The sequence below is a fragment of the Microbacterium sp. PI-1 genome, assembly GCF_004337555.1.
Lineage (GTDB): Bacteria > Actinomycetota > Actinomycetes > Actinomycetales > Microbacteriaceae > Microbacterium > Microbacterium aurugineum.
On record NZ_SJYZ01000003.1, the window covers coordinates 261,220 to 276,285 of the forward strand.

The 15,066-nt window shown below is 68.9% G+C and carries 14 protein-coding genes and 1 tRNA gene; 11 read left to right on the forward strand and 4 right to left on the reverse strand.

Features of this window, described 5'->3' with window-relative positions; translation table 11 throughout:
* Positions 1-83: 83 nt before the first annotated feature.
* A complete protein-coding gene (locus E0W80_RS05150; RefSeq protein ID WP_131491569.1) occupies positions 84-932 on the reverse strand; it encodes a fused MFS/spermidine synthase in 849 nt (282 codons plus the stop codon).
* Between the two features lie 70 nt (positions 933-1,002).
* Here E0W80_RS05150 and E0W80_RS05155 point away from each other — a divergent pair, with 70 nt between their 5' ends.
* The 5 genes from E0W80_RS05155 to E0W80_RS05175 all read left to right on the forward strand — a co-directional run bounded on the left by E0W80_RS05155 (position 1,003) and on the right by E0W80_RS05175 (position 7,357).
* Positions 1,003-2,826, forward strand: coding sequence for an ABC-F family ATP-binding cassette domain-containing protein (locus E0W80_RS05155; protein WP_131491570.1), 1,824 nt, complete (start codon positions 1,003-1,005; stop codon positions 2,824-2,826).
* Positions 2,827-2,866: 40 nt separating this feature from the next.
* Entirely contained in the window at positions 2,867-4,618 is a 1,752-nt protein-coding gene (locus E0W80_RS05160; protein WP_131491571.1) for a Na+/H+ antiporter, read from the forward strand.
* Between the two features lie 104 nt (positions 4,619-4,722).
* Entirely contained in the window at positions 4,723-5,634 is a 912-nt protein-coding gene (locus E0W80_RS05165) for a MetQ/NlpA family ABC transporter substrate-binding protein (RefSeq protein ID WP_131491572.1), read from the forward strand.
* A gap of 20 nt (positions 5,635-5,654) precedes the next feature.
* On the forward strand, positions 5,655-6,698 hold the full coding sequence (locus E0W80_RS05170; protein ID WP_131491573.1) for a methionine ABC transporter ATP-binding protein: 1,044 nt from the start codon (positions 5,655-5,657) through the stop codon (positions 6,696-6,698).
* Positions 6,698-7,357 (forward strand): methionine ABC transporter permease, encoded by a 660-nt coding sequence (locus tag E0W80_RS05175; RefSeq protein WP_131491574.1) that lies wholly within the window; start codon positions 6,698-6,700, stop codon positions 7,355-7,357. Before E0W80_RS05170 ends, E0W80_RS05175 begins: the two co-directional genes overlap by 1 nt.
* On the opposite strand, the gene E0W80_RS05180 is transcribed toward E0W80_RS05175, so the two are convergent.
* Genes E0W80_RS05180 through E0W80_RS05190 form a run of 3 tightly spaced genes read right to left on the reverse strand, consistent with a single transcriptional unit; the run spans position 7,344 to position 9,301 of the window.
* Entirely contained in the window at positions 7,344-8,282 is a 939-nt protein-coding gene (locus tag E0W80_RS05180; RefSeq protein WP_205802305.1) for a pseudouridine synthase, read from the reverse strand. The two genes, E0W80_RS05175 and E0W80_RS05180, sit on opposite strands and share 14 nt — an antisense overlap.
* 19 nt (positions 8,283-8,301) lie before the next feature.
* Positions 8,302-8,796: a MarR family transcriptional regulator gene (locus tag E0W80_RS05185; RefSeq protein ID WP_047519203.1), complete on the reverse strand. Its 495-nt coding sequence runs from the start codon at positions 8,794-8,796 to the stop codon at positions 8,302-8,304.
* Positions 8,797-8,803: 7 nt separating this feature from the next.
* Positions 8,804-9,301 carry a GNAT family N-acetyltransferase gene (locus tag E0W80_RS05190; RefSeq protein WP_131491576.1) on the reverse strand — a complete coding sequence of 166 codons (498 nt, stop codon included), beginning with the start codon at positions 9,299-9,301 and terminating at the stop codon, positions 8,804-8,806.
* 109 nt (positions 9,302-9,410) lie between these two features.
* Between E0W80_RS05190 and E0W80_RS05195 the strand changes: the two genes are divergently transcribed.
* The 6 genes from E0W80_RS05195 to E0W80_RS05220 all read left to right on the forward strand — a co-directional run bounded on the left by E0W80_RS05195 (position 9,411) and on the right by E0W80_RS05220 (position 15,007).
* Positions 9,411-9,482, forward strand: a tRNA-Gln gene (locus E0W80_RS05195).
* 1 nt (position 9,483) lies between these two features.
* Positions 9,484-10,914, forward strand: a complete 1,431-nt coding sequence (gene glmU, locus E0W80_RS05200) for a bifunctional UDP-N-acetylglucosamine diphosphorylase/glucosamine-1-phosphate N-acetyltransferase GlmU (protein ID WP_131491577.1) — start codon at positions 9,484-9,486, stop codon at positions 10,912-10,914.
* A gap of 6 nt (positions 10,915-10,920) precedes the next feature.
* Positions 10,921-11,955 carry a ribose-phosphate diphosphokinase gene (locus E0W80_RS05205; RefSeq protein WP_047519209.1) on the forward strand — a complete coding sequence of 345 codons (1,035 nt, stop codon included), beginning with the start codon at positions 10,921-10,923 and terminating at the stop codon, positions 11,953-11,955.
* Positions 11,956-12,051: 96 nt separating this feature from the next.
* Complete coding sequence (locus E0W80_RS05210; RefSeq protein WP_047519211.1) at positions 12,052-12,522, forward strand: hypothetical protein; 471 nt, start codon at positions 12,052-12,054, stop codon at positions 12,520-12,522.
* A gap of 13 nt (positions 12,523-12,535) precedes the next feature.
* The gene (locus E0W80_RS05215; RefSeq protein WP_131491578.1) at positions 12,536-13,417 is read left to right on the forward strand and encodes an FAD:protein FMN transferase; all 882 of its coding nucleotides are present in this window, start codon (positions 12,536-12,538) and stop codon (positions 13,415-13,417) included.
* A gap of 15 nt (positions 13,418-13,432) precedes the next feature.
* Positions 13,433-15,007: an FAD-dependent oxidoreductase gene (locus E0W80_RS05220; protein ID WP_131491579.1), complete on the forward strand. Its 1,575-nt coding sequence runs from the start codon at positions 13,433-13,435 to the stop codon at positions 15,005-15,007.
* Positions 15,008-15,066: the final 59 nt, after the last annotated feature.

Sequence of the window (15,066 nt, forward strand, 5' to 3'; positions counted from 1 at the left end):
CCACTGACATTCGAAGATGCATTCGATCAAAATTCACGTCTCCGGGGTCACGAAACGGTGACGAACGCGATCAACGGGCGGTGCTAGTCCCAGATCGGATCGTCGGGGTCGGGGGAGTCCGTGCCGTCGGCGTCGGTCATGATGCGCGCGCCGGCGATCCACGAGGTCAGTGCGTCGCCGTGGAGCGTATGAGGGTGCGGCACGCCGAGGAGGTCGGGGTTCGTCGCGACGGCGAGCGGCTCATCGCTCGCGAAGACGACGACGTTGCCGAGCGGGCCTTCGTCATCGTTCGGTTCTGCGTCGAGGACGACGGCGACATGGTCGAACACCGTGCGCAGGGTGGCTGACTGTCGCCGTGAGTACTCGAAGGGATGTCCGTCGAGCAGGTTGACCGCCACGACTCCCCCCGCTGCGGAGCGCGCGGCGACACGGCGATAGAACTCCTGGCTGGCCACGCGATGCCGGATGACGGCGGCATCCCAGAGATCGACGACCGTGAACCGCGCACCCATCCACTCGCCGGCAAGCTCCGCGTCCGCGACCGCGCGCGCATCACCGAAGATGACGCGCAGATCGGTGCCCGGAGACAGCGGCAGCGCGGCGATCACCGCCTCGTAGAGAGTGGGCTCGAACTCGACCACGAGCTGCGGCGATCCGGCGCGCGTGGCCTCGACGTAGCGTGCCAGCGTGAGGGCACCGGCTCCCAGGTGCACGGTGAACAGCGGCGCACCGGGCTCAGCGGCAGCATCCATCACTCTGGCGATGTGCTGCGTGTAGTCGTATTCGAGATCGGTGGGGTCGGTCATCGAGACGACGGACTGCGGGATTCCGTCGACGCTGAGTTCGTAGCGACCGGGCCGCCTTCTCGACTGCACCAGCTTCGCCTTGCGATCCTCGAGCAGAAGGGAGAACACCCGGCGACTCTTCGGCACCCGTCGATCTTAGAGCGCGGGGAGCCGGTCGGAGAACACGCCGACCGCGCGCGACTACCCTGGAAGGAACATGGCACATCTTCTCGGGGCTGAAGCCCTGCATCTCGAATACCCGACCAGGGTCGTCTTCGACTCCGTGACCCTCGGCATCGAAGAGGGTGATCGCATCGGCATCGTCGGCCGCAACGGCGACGGCAAGTCGAGTCTTCTCGGCATGCTCGCGGGGATCAAGGAACCGAACTCGGGCCGCGTCACCGTGCGCGGCGGCACGCGCATCGGTGTGCTCGATCAGGCGGACACCCTCCCCGACGACCTGACCATCAGCGCCGCAGTGGTCGGGGACACCCCGGAGTACGAGTGGGCCGGCGACGCGCGGATCCGCGACGTCATCGAAGGACTGCTCACCGACCTGCCCTGGGATGCGGAGATCGGCTCCCTCAGCGGTGGTCAGCGGCGCCGGGTGTCGCTCGCCAAGCTCCTCACCGGAGACTGGGACGTCATCGCGCTGGATGAGCCGACCAACCACCTCGACGTCGAGGCCATCACCTGGCTCGCGGGGCATCTCAAGAAGCGCTGGTCGCCGAACGCCGGGGCCCTCATGGTCGTGACGCACGACCGGTGGTTCCTCGACGAGATCAGCACCGAGACCTGGGAAGTGCACGACCGGATCGTCGAGCCCTTCGAGGGCGGCTACGCGGCATACATTCTGCAGCGCGTCGAACGCGACCGCATGGCGGCGGCAACCGAGGCGAAGCGCCAGAACCTCGCCAAGAAGGAGCTCGCCTGGCTCCGTCGCGGCGCTCCCGCCCGCACGGCCAAGCCGAAGTTCCGCATCGACGCGGCCAACGAGCTGATCGCCGATGTGCCCGAGATCCGCGACAAGGTGTCGCTGCAGTCGCTCGCGGTCTCGCGCCTCGGCAAGGACGTGGTCGACCTGCTGGACGTCGGGGTGACCTACCCGACGGCGGACGGCGGCGAGAAGGTCGTGCTGCGCGACGTCGAGTGGCGCATCGCACCGGGGGAGCGCACGGGCATCCTCGGTGTCAACGGCGCCGGCAAGTCGACGCTCCTCGGGCTCATCTCCGGCACGGTCGAACCGACCGTCGGTCGGGTCAAGCGCGGCAAGACCGTGAAGGTGCAGACGCTCACCCAGCGCCTCGACGAGCTCACCCAGCACTGGAACGACCCGGTGCGCGTGATCATCTCCGGGCTGCGCACCTCCTACACGATGGGAGCGGGCTCCAAGGCGCAGGACCTCACTCCCGGTCAGCTGCTCGAGCGGCTCGGCTTCGATTCGGCCCAGCTCTCCACTCCGGTCAAAGACCTCTCGGGTGGGCAGCAGCGTCGCCTGCAGCTCCTGCTCGTGCTGCTCGACCAGCCGAACGTGCTGATCCTCGACGAGCCGACCAACGACCTCGACACCGACATGCTCGCCGCGATCGAGGACCTCCTCGACTCCTGGTCGGGAACGCTCCTGGTCGTCAGCCACGACCGCTACTTCCTGGAACGCGTCACCGACCAGCAGTATGCGATCCTGGACGGGCATCTGCGGCACCTGCCCGGAGGGGTCGACGAGTACCTGCGGCTGCGCCACCTCCAGTCTTCGACCGGACCGAAGCAGACCGCCACGGCCGCAGCGACCGCGACGACCGCCGCCACCTCCAAAGGTCTCGACGGCGCGGCCCTGCGCACGGCGCAGAAGGAGGTGTCGGCCCTCGAGCGGCGCATCCAGAAGCTCACGCAGCAGGTCAACGCCGCCAAGACCGCGCTGGCCGACCACGACCAGTCCGACTACGAGGGCCTCGGCGAGCGGATGAAGAAGATCAGCGAGCAGCAGGCCGAGATCGAGGAGCTGGAGCTGCGCTGGTTCGAACTCACCGAGGAGATCGGCTGACGGAGGAATATCCTTCTCTCACCGCTGTTGGGAGGTAGGGATGGAAGGCCTCGAAGTAACGGTCCTGCTCGGACTCACGATTCTCGTCGGAACCCTGATCGCCCCGCGCGTGCGTCTCGCGCTGCCCCTCGTCCTGGTCATCTTCGGGCTGCTCCTCGGTTTCGTGCCACCGCTGCGCGAGGTGCAGCTGCCACCGGAGACGGTGCTCCTGCTGTTCCTCCCGGTGATGCTGTTCTGGGAGAGCCTGACGACCTCATTGCGGTCGATCCGCCGCGACTTCCGCTACATCCTGCCGATGAGCACCGTGCTGGTCGTCGCCTCGGCCTTCGCCGTGGCCGGCATCGGGGTGCTGTTCGGGATGCCGTGGGAGATCGCGCTCATCCTGGGTGCCGCCGTCGCTCCGCCCGACGCCACGGCCGTCGCCGCCCTCGGGCGCCTCCTCCCACGACGCATGTTCATGAAGCTCAAAGCGGAGAGCCTGACCAACGACGGCACGGCTCTGGTGCTCTACGCGATCGCGGTGTCGCTCGCGCTCGGCGGTCAGATCACGCCGCTGTCGGTGACCGTCGATCTGCTGATCTCGTATGTCGGGGGGATCGCGGCCGGTGCCGTGGTCGCCGCTCTCGGCTACCTGCTGCTGCGCCGCACGGCCTCGACGATCGTGATCAACGTCGCGCTGCTGCTGATCCCGTTCACGGCGTTCCTCCTCGCCGAGACGGTGCACGCCTCGGGTGTGCTCGCGGTCGTCGTCGCCGGACTCATCGTCGCTTACGTGTCGCCGCGGGTCACGACCGCCTCCTCCCGTCGCCAGGCTGATGCGGCCTGGCCGTTCGGAGTCTTCCTGCTCAACGGTGCGCTGTTCGTCCTGATCGGACTCGAAGTGCAATACGTCGTGCATGAGATCTCGGCCGCGGCGATCGGCCGCCTCGTGCTCATCACGCTCGCGGTCTGGGCGACACTCCTGGTCGTGCGATACCTCTTCCAGCTGCTGAACGTGCCGTTCCAGCGGCGGACCGATCCTCGACCCGCGAGGGGCGCACGATCTCGGGCGCGGGTCGTGTCCACTCTGGCGGGGATGCGCGGGGCGGTGTCTCTCGCCATCGCCTTGTCCGTGCCGGCGAGCATCACCGAAGGCGGCGCTCTGAACGGACGCGATGAGATCGTGTTCGTCACCGCTGGTGTCATCCTGCTGAGCCTGCTCGTCCAAGGCCCGTTCCTGCCCGCGATCGTGCGCTGGGCCCGCTTCCCGGCCGACCACGTCGAGGACGAGGAGTACGAGCTCGCCGAGCGCGCGATCTCCGGGGCCGCCCTGGCCGCTCTCGACGACCTCGCCGCCGAACACGGCGTGGGGCAGGAGGTGCGCGACCGCGTGCGCTCCGAGGGGTATCAGATGCTCGAGTTCGCGAATGCGCGTGCCCTGGCACGGGAACAGGCGCTGGTGGATGCGGAAGCCGACGCCCTCGACGAGATGCTGGGGGAGCCGGACCCGCTGGGTGCCGGCACCGCCACACCTCCGAGCGTCGCCGATACCGGGGTGGATCAGGCCGACCCGCCCGACGGCACGGTCCTGCAGATGATCGCGACCTCGACCGACGTCGACATCGCACAGCGCTCGCCGCTGGTCCGGCACGAGGAGCACACGCGGCTCAAGCTCGCCCTCCTCGACCGGAAGCGCGAGGTGCTGCTGGGGCTTCGCGGTGCCGGCACCGTCGATGACGTCGTGGTGCGCCGGATCTCCGCCCGCCTCGACCTCGAGCAGGTGCGGCTGCAGGGCATCGAGGAGTTCGACTGAGCCGGGCGGCACCCGCTCGTGACGCCGTGTGACGGACCGATTCCGCGCGCGGCGGGAGGCCTGTCTAACGTAGGCGAGTCCCACCAGGAAGGAACTCCTCTCGCATGTCTCGCCGCACCACCACCATCCTCGCCGCGCTCGCCGCCGTTCCGCTCTTCGTCGCGCTCTCCGGCTGCGCCACGGCGTCTTCCGACGCCGGTTCCGGGGGCGAGGGATCGTCCGGGAACGAGGTCGTCAAGATCGGTGTCGTCGGCAAGAGCGACGAGCAGTGGCCGGCGTTCGTCGACGCCGCGGCTGAAGAGGGCATCACAGTCGAGCTGGTCGACTTCGGTTCCTACGAGCAGCCGAACCCCGCGCTGACCGAGGGGGAGATCGACCTCAACCAGTTCCAGCACATCGTCTACCTCGCCGAGTACAACAACGCCTCGGGCTCCGACCTGACCCCGATCGGCTCGACCGCGATCTACCCGCTCGGCCTGTACTCGACGAAGTACGACGACGTCGACAGCATCCCCGAGGGGGAGACGGTCGCGGTTCCGAACGACGCCTCCAACCAAGCCCGTGCGCTGAACGTGCTGCAGCAGGCCGGCCTCGTCGAGCTCAAGAGCGGTGGAACACCGTACTCGGACCTCGCCGACGTCGACACCGGCAAGTCCAAGGTCGAGGTCACGGCGCTCGAGGCCGCGCTCATCCCGACCTCGCTCCCGGACGTGGCCGCCGCGATCATCAACAACGACTTCGTGCAGGACGCAGGTCTCACGTTCGATGACGCGATCGCGCAGGATGACCCCGAAGACGCCAGTGCCCTTCCGTACGTGAACGTGTTCGCGGCCCGCGCCGAAGACGCCGACAACGAGACGTACCGCACGCTGGTCGAGATCTTCCAGACGAACGAGGCCGTGCAGAAGGGTCTGCTCGACTCCTCCGGTGGCACCGCGGTGGCGCTGCAGACGCCGGTGGAGGATCTGGTCGCCTCACTGAAGAAGGTTCAGCAAGACGCCGCGGACAAGAAGTAGGACCGGGACCGGAGCAGCACATGTCGATCGTCACTCTGACGAACGTCTCCAAGACCTATCCGCCGCGCACCCGTGAGGGCGCCGAAGTCGTCGCCGTGGACGACGTCTCCCTCTCCATCGAGAAGGGCGACGTCTTCGGCATCATCGGCTATTCCGGGGCGGGCAAGTCCACGCTCGTGCGTCTGATCAACGCGCTCGAACCGGCCACGAGTGGCACCATCACGGTGGACGGCGTCGACATCACCGCGCTCACCGAGCGCCAGCTGCGCACGGTCCGCGGCGGGATCGGCATGATCTTCCAGCAGTTCAACCTGTTCTCCTCGCGAACGGTCAAGGCCAACATCGCCTACCCGCTCACGCTCGCCGGGTGGTCGAAGCCCGACATCGAGAAGCGCGTCGCCGAACTGCTCCGCTTCGTGGGCCTCGCCGACAAGGCCAAGGCCTACCCCGAGCAGCTCTCCGGCGGGCAGAAGCAGCGCGTCGGCATCGCCCGCGCTCTCGCCACGGGCCCCGCGATCCTGCTCGCCGACGAGGCCACCAGCGCTCTCGACCCCCAGACCACTCACGAGGTGCTCGACCTGCTCCAACGGGTCAACAGGGAGCAGGGCGTCACGATCGTCGTCATCACGCACGAGATGGATGTGATCCAGACGATCGCGACGAAGGTGGCCGTGATGGAGAACGGCCGCGTGATCGAACAGGGCGACGTGTTCGACGTCTTCTCCTCGCCGCAGAACCCGGCGTCGCAACGGTTCGTCGGGACGGTGGTGAAGGGCGTGCCCTCGCCGTCCGAGCGCGCCGTCCTGCGCGAGCGGCATCAGGGGCGCCTGGTCACGTTCTCGTTCCGTGACGGCGACTCCTCACAGGCTCAGGTCTTCCTCGATCTCGCCGGTGCCGGGCTCGACTTCGAGCTCGTGTACGGAGGGATCAACGACATCCGCGGGCGCGCGTTCGGACACCTCACGCTCGCGATCCGTGGTGACGACGCCGTGATCGATCGCACGCTGGCCGAGATCGCGCAGCGCGTCGAAGTCACCGAGATCGCCGGAGAGGAGACCCGCTGATGGCTCGCTTGAACGAACTGTGGCCCGAGCTGTGGAAGGCCGCGCTCGAAACGCTCTACATGACGACGTTCGCGCTCGTCCTCGGCGGCATCCTGGGCCTGGCGATCGGCGTCATCCTCTACGTCACCCGCCCCGGCGGACTCGCGCAGAACAAGCCGGTCGCGCTCATCGCCAACCTCGGGGTGAACTTCTTCCGCCCGATCCCGTTCGTCCTCTTCGTGGCCGTCGCTCAGCCGTTCGCGCGTGCGGTCGTCGGCACGGGGATCGGCACCACCGCCGGCGCGTTCATGATCGCTCTCGCCGCCGCCTTCGCGATCGGCCGCATCGTCGAGCAGCACCTCGTCTCGGTCTCGCCCGGCGTGATCGAAGCCGCCCGCTCGATGGGCGCCGGTCCCTGGCGCATCCTCTTCACCGTGGCGATCCCCGAGTCGCTCGGCCCGCTGATCCTCGGCTACACGTTCATCGTGGTCGCGCTCATCGACATGACGGCGATGGCCGGACTGATCGGCGGCGGCGGTCTCGGCGCGTTCGCCCAGATCTACGGGTTCCGGCAGTTCGAACCGGTCGTGATGTGGGTGGCGATCGTCCTGATCGTGGTGTTCGTGCACCTCGTGCAGATGCTCGGCACGCGGCTCGCGCGCAAGGTCATGCGTCGCTGACGGGAGCGCCGGTGCGGGGAGCGTGCTGCAGCGCGCGGCGCGTGCGGAACACCCGCTCCGTGCCGGTGAGCGGATCGACGAAGCGCAGTTCGCGCGCGAGCAGCTGCAGCGGACGCTCGAAGTCGTCCGGCAGATCGTCGAGAAGATCGGGGTAGAACCGATCGTTCAGGATGCCGATGCCGAGGGCGGCGAGATGCACACGCAGTTGGTGCATCTTGCCGCTGTGCGGGCGGAGGAGGGTGTGCACGACGCGCTCGTCGCTGTCGATGAGCTCGACGAGCGTTTCGGAGTTCGGCTCCTTCGTGTCGTCGACCTGCACGCGCACCTGACCGCGCGCCTTCACGATGTTGTTGCGGTAGACCACGGGGAACGAGGGGAGCGTCCCGCTCGCGGGGCGTGCGGACACGGCTTCGTACACCTTCTGCACCTGCCGGTTCTCGAACAGCAGCTGGTACGCGCCGCGCGTCGCCGGACGTGTCGCGAACATCAGCAGCCCGGCTGTGGCCCGATCGAGTCGATGGATGGGGGCCAGGTCGGGGTTGTCGAGCAGGTTGCGCAGTCGGACCAGCGCGGAATTCTGCAGGAACTTCCCGCCGGGGGTCGTGGGCAGGAAATGCGGCTTGTCGACGACGACGAGATGGTCGTCCTGATGCAGGATCTCGATCTCGAACGGGATCCGTGTCTCGACGGCGGGCTCGCGGTAGTACCAGACGAACTCGACGCTGCCCAGCGGCGCATCACGCGGGACGGGAGAGCCGTCGGCACGCACGATGTCGCCGCGGTCGAAACGCTCGAGCAGTCGCTCCGGGTCGAGGTGGAAGAAGCGCTCGACCATGTAGGCGGCAGCCGTCGGCCACGGGCCGGTGAGCGGCACGTGCAGCCGCGTCGCGCCCACGCCGTCGCGGACGGGGAGGGGAGAGGGCATGCCCATCAGCTGCCTCCGGTCACGAGTCGAAGCTCAGGCTCAGTTTGCGCAGGAGCCCGGCGAGACGCTCACGGTCCGACCGGGAGAGAGCCTGCAGAAGATCGGCCTCCACATCGACGAGACGCGTGATGGCGGCATCCACGCGGATCCGGCCGTCGTCGGTGAGGGTCACCAGCACGCTGCGTCCGTCCCCGGGGTCGGCCTCCCGGCGAACGAAGCGACGCCCGACCAGGCGGTCGATCCGGTTCGTCATCGTGCCGCTCGACACCAGCGTCTGCTGCAGGAGCTGCTTGGGGGAGAGCTGGAACGGGGCACCAGCCCGGCGCAGTGCGGACAGCACGTCCCATTCCCAGTGCTCGAGGTCGCTGCGGCGGAAGACCTCACGCCGTGCGCGGTCCAGGTGCTTCGACAGCCGGTCCATCCGCGACAGGACCTCAAGGGGGGAGAAGTCGAGGTCCGGCCGTTGCGTGTTCCACGCGCCGACGATCCGGTCGACCTCATCCACCTCGCTCATCCGCCCATTATCGCGCGTGCGGAGAGGTGAGCCCGGACGCTGCGGGCAGGTCGACCGCCATGAAGGTGCTGTGCGGGTCGAGCACGTAGGTTCCGAACGGCCCGCACACGCGGAAGCCGGCCGCGGCGTACAGCGCGCGCGCCGGCACGAAGAACTCCGCACTCCCGGTTTCGAGCGAGACCCGGCGGATGCCGCGGGCCTCGGCGTCAGCCAGGAGGAACGCGAGCATGGTGCGACCGAGACCGCGTCCGCGCAGAGCGGGGTCGGTGCGCATCGACTTGATCTCCTCATGCCCGTCGTCGACGGCCGCCAGAGCACCGGTGGCGACAGGGCGGCCGTCGAGGCGCCCGGCGAACAAGCGCACGCCCGGGGCGAGCAGACTCTCGAACGCCAGTGCATGGCGGCTCTCCGCCGGCGCGGTGTGCTCCAGCTCGGCGTGATGGGCGACCAGGAACTCGGCGAGGTCGGGGCGTGCACCCACCACCCGTTCGATCGACATGCTCATGACACCAGCATCCCAGAGCGGTGTTTCGGAAGGATGACAGGGGGCGTGTCAGCGGATCCGGGGCCGGAGCATGGCAGACTTGACCGGTGGCGTCCTCGGGACGGCGCGGTCCGCCGTGGTGTAATGGCAGCACGACAGCCTTTGGAGCTGTGAGGTCTAGGTTCGAGTCCTGGCGGCGGAGCATGACTGGGAACAACCTCGCCATCATCGTCCTGGCCGCGGGCCAGGGCACCCGAATGAAGTCGCGCCTCCCGAAGGTGCTGCATCCGATCAGCGGACGCCCGCTCGTCGGGCACGTGCTCACCACCGCCGGACGGCTGCAGGCCGCGCACGTCGAGGTCGTCGTGCGGCACGAGCGCGACCAGGTCGTCGCCGCCCTGACCGAGGACTACCCCGGTGTGGTGTTCGTCGACCAGGACGACATCCCCGGCACCGGACGCGCTGTGCAGGTGGCCGTCGACGCTCTCCCCGCCGACTTCGACGGCGATGTGCTCGTCCTCTCCGGCGACTGCCCGCTGGCGGATGCAGAGACGCTCTCCGCCTTCCTGGCGGAGCACCGTGCCTCCGGTGCGCCGGCCACGCTGATGACCGCACTGGTCGACGACCCGACCGGCTACGGCCGCGTCGTGCGCGATGCCGACGGGGGAGTCGACCGCATCGTGGAGCAGAAGGACGCGAACGCCGAAGAGGCCGCCGTCCGCGAGATCAACGCCGGGATGTACGTGTTCCGCGCTGCGACGCTGCGGGACTACCTCCCTCGGGTCGGCGTCGACAACGCCCAGGGCGAGATGTACCTGACCGATGTCCCCGGACTGCTCCGCCGCGACGGCGATCGGGTGGCGGCCTCGGTCGTCTCCGACATCTCCGTCACCTTCGGCGTCAACGATCGCGCCCAGCTCGCCGAGGTCGGCCGTCTGCTCAATCAGCGCATCGTGCGCCGCTGGCAGCTCGAAGGCGTCACCGTGATCGACCCGGCCACGACCTGGATCGATGACGATGCGACGCTCTCGCCCGACGTCACGATCCTCCCCAACACCCAGATCCTGCGGGCTACGGCGATCGCCTCCGGCGCGGTCATCGGTCCAGACACGACTCTGGTCGGTTGCGAGGTCGGCGAGGATGCGGTCGTCCGCCGCACGGACGCCACGCTCGCGGTGATCGGCGCCGAAGCGACGGTGGGCCCGTTCTCCTTCCTCCGCCCCGGCACGGTCCTGGGCGCCAAGGGCAAGATCGGCGCGTACGTCGAGACCAAGAACGCCGAGATCGGCGAAGGCAGCAAGGTGCCCCATCTCTCCTACGTGGGCGACGCCACGATCGGACGCGGCGTGAACCTCGGCGCGAGCACGATCACCGCCAACTACGACGACGTCAACAAGCACCGGACCGAGATCGGCGACGAGGTGCACACCGGGTCGCACACGGTGCTCGTGGCGCCCGTTAGGCTGGGAGCCGGTGCGAAGACCGGTGCAGGCGCCGTCGTCCGCAAGGACGTCCCCGCCGGCGCGCTGGCCATGAGCGTCGCCCCCCAGCGCAACATCGAGGGCTGGGTCGAGAAGAACAGAGCAGGCACGGGCGCGGCGGATGCTGCGTCCCGCGAGAATTCAGCGGAATAGGCGGACATGGCGCGCAAGAAGAAGACGGTCGATCTGGATCGCGACAACGGCGTGGCACCGGGGATCATCGCCAAGACCAAGAAGCGGCTCGTCGTCGCCGGTGGCCGCTCGCACCCCGAGCTCACCGCAGCCGTCGCCGAGGCGCTCGGCACCGAGATCGCGCCGGTCGAGCACCGCACGTTCGCATCGGGTGAGATCTACGCCCGCTTCGAGGTGTCGATCCGTGGAGTGGATCTCTTCCTCATCCAGACGTTCGGCGAGCCGGTCAACGAGTGGCTCATGGAGACGCTGATCATGATCGACGCGGCCAAGCGCGCGTCGGCCAAGCGCATCACCGTCGTCGCCCCCTACTATCCGTACTCGCGTCAGGACAAGAAGGGTCGCGGCCGTGAGCCGATCAGCGCCCGACTCGTCGCCGACCTGCTGAAGACCGCGGGCGCCGACCGTGTCATGAGCGTCGACCTGCACGCGGCGCAGATCCAGGGCTTCTTCGACGGTCCCGTCGACCACCTGTTCGCCAAGCCCGTGCTCCTCGACTACTTCGAGCGCACGCTGTCGCCGGCGGACCGTGAGATCCTCACCGTCGTCTCCCCGGACATGGGGCGTGTGCGCGTGGCAGACACCTGGTCCGACAGTCTCGGTGCCCCGCTCGCGATCATCCACAAGCGTCGTGATCCCAAGGTCGCCAACCAGGTCTCGGTGCATGAGATCGTCGGTGCCGTCGAGGGGCGCACGTGCCTCCTGGTCGACGACATGATCGACACCGGCGGCACGATCGTCAAGGCCGCACAGGCGCTCAAGGCGAACGGCGCTCACCGCGTCATCGTCGCTGCGACCCACGCGATCTTCAGCGACCCGGCATCCGAGCGCTTGCAGGACTCGTCCATCGACGAGGTCGTGATCACCGACACGATCCCGCTCACGGAGTCGCGCCGGTGGGAGAAGCTGACGATCCTCCCGATCGCGCCGCTGCTCGCCCGCGCGATCCACGAGGTCTTCGAAGACGGCTCGGTGACGAGCATGTTCGGCGGCGACGCGTAACGCATCGTCGTGGCACAGCCCGCGCATAGCCACGGTGCTTACGGTCGAAGAGTCGACCACCGGAGTCGACCGACGCCGAGCCGGGAGGACCACACCATGATCCGCACGACCGTACCGACCTCTGTCCGCAAGGGATCCGCGATCCTCGGGATCGCGGGGCTCTTCGTCCTCGCCGGATGCTCCGGCACTGCCGACGCCGAGCCGCCGGCAGACGGTGGGGCGACGGCCGACACCGGTTCGTCGTCGTCCTCCGGCGGCGATTCCACGGGGGACTACGCCGATGGCACCTACACGGCCGACGGTTCGTACCAGACGCCCGAGACGGTCGAGCAGATCTCCGTCACCCTGACCCTCGCGGACGGCGTCGTGACGGACGTCGAGGTCACGGGTGACCCGAAGGCGCCTGAGACCGAGCAGTACCAGGGCCAGTTCATCGCCGGAATCGCGGACGAGGTCGAGGGCGTCGCGCTCGACGAGTTGAACGTGAGTCGCGTCGCCGGTTCCTCGCTCACCAGTGGCGGGTTCAACGAGGCCGTCGCGTCGATCAAGGAGCAGGCGGCCGCCTAGGCGCCTGACGCCCATGGCGACCTGGCGCTTCGAGGCGATCGGAACGCACTGGGAGATCGAGACCGGCGATCCGCTCCCGGACGCCGAGCGCGTCGAGGTCTCGGCCGTGATCGCACGATTCGACCGCGAGTGGTCCCGCTTCCGTGATGACTCGGAGGTCATGCGGCTGGGGCGCGAGGGGGGAACGCTCGTCTCGGCCGATGCCGGTCCGATGCTCGAGGCGTACGGGGAGCTCTCCCGGGCGACCGGGGGAGCGGTGAACCCGCTCGTGGCCGACAGCCTCAGCGCGCTCGGGTACGATGCCGGGTATTCGCTCGTGGCCGGCGATCCGGTGCGCGCTCCGGGTGACTGGCAGCGACACGTGACCTGGACGCCGGGCGCGGCCACCGCATCCGTCCCCGCCCTCCTCGACGTCGGGGCACTCGGCAAGGGGCGCCTGGTCGATCTCGTGATGGGCACCCTGTCGACCGTGCCCGGCGATGTGGTGGTCGACGCCGGCGGCGACATCCGGGTCCGCGGTGCGGGGGTGCGGATCGGTCTGGAGCATCCCTACGACGCACGGAAGGCGATCGGGGTCGTCGAGGTGAAGGACCAGGCGCTGTGTGCCTCGGCCGTGAACCGGCGGGCGTGGGGGAGCGGGCTGCACCATGTCCTCGATGCCCGGACGGGCCTCCCGGTGCGCACCTGGGCGGCGACCTGGGCGCTGGCTGCGGACGCGATGACGGCGGATGCGGTCGCCACCGCGCTCTTCTTCGACGGCGGCCCCGAACTCGCCGCGGGCTGGGGTGTGGAATGGGTCCGCATGAGCACCGACGGCTCGGTGCAGCGCTCACCCGGATGCCCGGCGGAGCTGTTCCTCGTCACCGCGAAGAAGCGCCCTGCAGCGACGAATTAGGGAAGAGTGGACACCGTGATCACGTCATTCGCCGCCGCACGCCAACGGGTCCTCGCGGTGCTGGGTTCCCTGTCGATGTACCGCCTCGTGCTCTTCGCGCTCATCGCGCTCGCGGTCATGGCCTTCGTGCTGTCGCTGCTCGGGGTCATCGTCTCACCGGCACCGGGGGAGCTGGTGGCGTCCTTCCTGGTGCTGGCGGTCGTCATCTCCGCGGTCGACGCCGTGGCTCAGCGCATCCTCCGCCTCCCGTGGCGTATCGAATCGTCGCTCGTCACCGCCCTGATCCTGCTGTTCGTGCTCCGCCCCGGCCTCGCCCCCGGCGCTCTGCTGGGGCTCGCCCTCGCCGGAGCCGTCGCGAGCGTGTCGAAGTACCTGATCGCGTGGCGCGGCCGACACATCTTCAACCCCGCTGCGTTCGGTGCGGCCGTGGTCTCGATCCTGGGAGCCTTCGGAGCCTTCGAGTGGTTGGGCACCTCCTCGTCGTGGTGGGTGGGGACGCCGGTGCTGACGATCCCCGTGGCGGTGCTGGGCCTCGCGGTGCTGTGGCGCACCGAGAAGGTGCGTGTGGTGCTGGTCTTCCTGTTCGTCGCGGTGGCGACCTCGGTGGTGCGCCAGGCGGTGCAGGCCACGCAGTTCGACATCGGATTCGAACTGTCGACCGCACTGCAGTTCGCCGTGCTGCAGTCGCCCTTCCTGTTCCTCGGTGCGTTCATGCTCTCCGAGCCGCTGACCCTCCCGCCTCGGCGTCGCCAGCAGCTCGTCGTGGCCGTCGTCGTGGGCGTGCTCGCCGGCTGGCCGATCTCGGTGGCTGGTCTCTTCACCCTCGGGCAGGAGCGCGCGCTGCTCATCGGCAACCTCGTGGCCTTCGTCTTCGCCCTCCGCGGTTCGGTGCGGCTGGTGCTCGAGCGTCGTGCGTTCGTCACCCCGACCGCTCAGGAGCTCACCTTCCGGGCGAAGGGGCGGGTGCGTTTCCTCCCCGGCCAGTATCTCGAGCTCGACGTTCCGCACCGCCGTCCCGATGCCCGTGGAACCCGGCGGGAGTTCAGCATCGTGTCCGCCCCGGCTGATCTGCCGACGCTGCGCATCGCGTACAAGAACGGTGACCAGAAGCATCCCTCGAGCTACAAGCGCGCCTTGGCCGAGGCAGAGCCCGGAGCGACTTTCGCGGTCACCGGCACCTGGGGCGACTTCATCCTGCCGCGCGGAGACAGTCCGGTGCTGATGGTGGCGGCGGGCATCGGGGTGACGCCGTTCGTGTCGCAGTTGCGTCAGCTGCGGGCCACGGGGCAGCAGCGCGATGTGGTGCTCGTCTACGTGGCGTCCCAGGCCTCCGAGCTCGCGTTCCGCGACGAGCTCGCCGCGACCGGCGTGCGCACGGTCGTGTTCACCCGCGACGAGCCCACGGATCTGCCCGCGCACTGGGCCTGGGCGCAGGGAGCGCGCCTGGATGCGGAGATCCTGGAGCGCACGGTCGCCGACCTCGGCACGCGCCACGCCTTCATCTCGGGCCCGCCGCGGCTGATCGCCGACCTCGCCCCCGCGTTGCAGAAGGCTCGCAGCCTCACGACCGACGCCTTCGCGGGCTACTGACCCCCCCGCCCCGCCCCGGCCCGCCCCGGCCCGCCCCCGCCCCCGCGTGTGGTGCATCC

Bases quoted from the DNA above. Each gene is read 5' to 3' on its own strand.
- E0W80_RS05155 (WP_131491570.1), top strand. From the start codon at position 1,003: ATGGCACATCTTCTCGGGGCTGAAGCCCTGCATCTCGAATACCCGACC.
- E0W80_RS05160 (WP_131491571.1), top strand. From the start codon at position 2,867: ATGGAAGGCCTCGAAGTAACGGTCCTGCTCGGACTCACGATTCTCGTC.
- E0W80_RS05165 (WP_131491572.1), top strand. From the start codon at position 4,723: ATGTCTCGCCGCACCACCACCATCCTCGCCGCGCTCGCCGCCGTTCCG.
- E0W80_RS05170 (WP_131491573.1), top strand. From the start codon at position 5,655: ATGTCGATCGTCACTCTGACGAACGTCTCCAAGACCTATCCGCCGCGC.
- E0W80_RS05175 (WP_131491574.1), top strand. From the start codon at position 6,698: ATGGCTCGCTTGAACGAACTGTGGCCCGAGCTGTGGAAGGCCGCGCTC.
- E0W80_RS05180 (WP_205802305.1), bottom strand. From the start codon at position 8,282: ATGCCCTCTCCCCTCCCCGTCCGCGACGGCGTGGGCGCGACGCGGCTG.
- E0W80_RS05185 (WP_047519203.1), bottom strand. From the start codon at position 8,796: ATGAGCGAGGTGGATGAGGTCGACCGGATCGTCGGCGCGTGGAACACG.
- E0W80_RS05190 (WP_131491576.1), bottom strand. From the start codon at position 9,301: ATGAGCATGTCGATCGAACGGGTGGTGGGTGCACGCCCCGACCTCGCC.
- glmU (WP_131491577.1), top strand. From the start codon at position 9,484: ATGACTGGGAACAACCTCGCCATCATCGTCCTGGCCGCGGGCCAGGGC.
- E0W80_RS05205 (WP_047519209.1), top strand. From the start codon at position 10,921: ATGGCGCGCAAGAAGAAGACGGTCGATCTGGATCGCGACAACGGCGTG.
- E0W80_RS05210 (WP_047519211.1), top strand. From the start codon at position 12,052: ATGATCCGCACGACCGTACCGACCTCTGTCCGCAAGGGATCCGCGATC.
- E0W80_RS05215 (WP_131491578.1), top strand. From the start codon at position 12,536: ATGGCGACCTGGCGCTTCGAGGCGATCGGAACGCACTGGGAGATCGAG.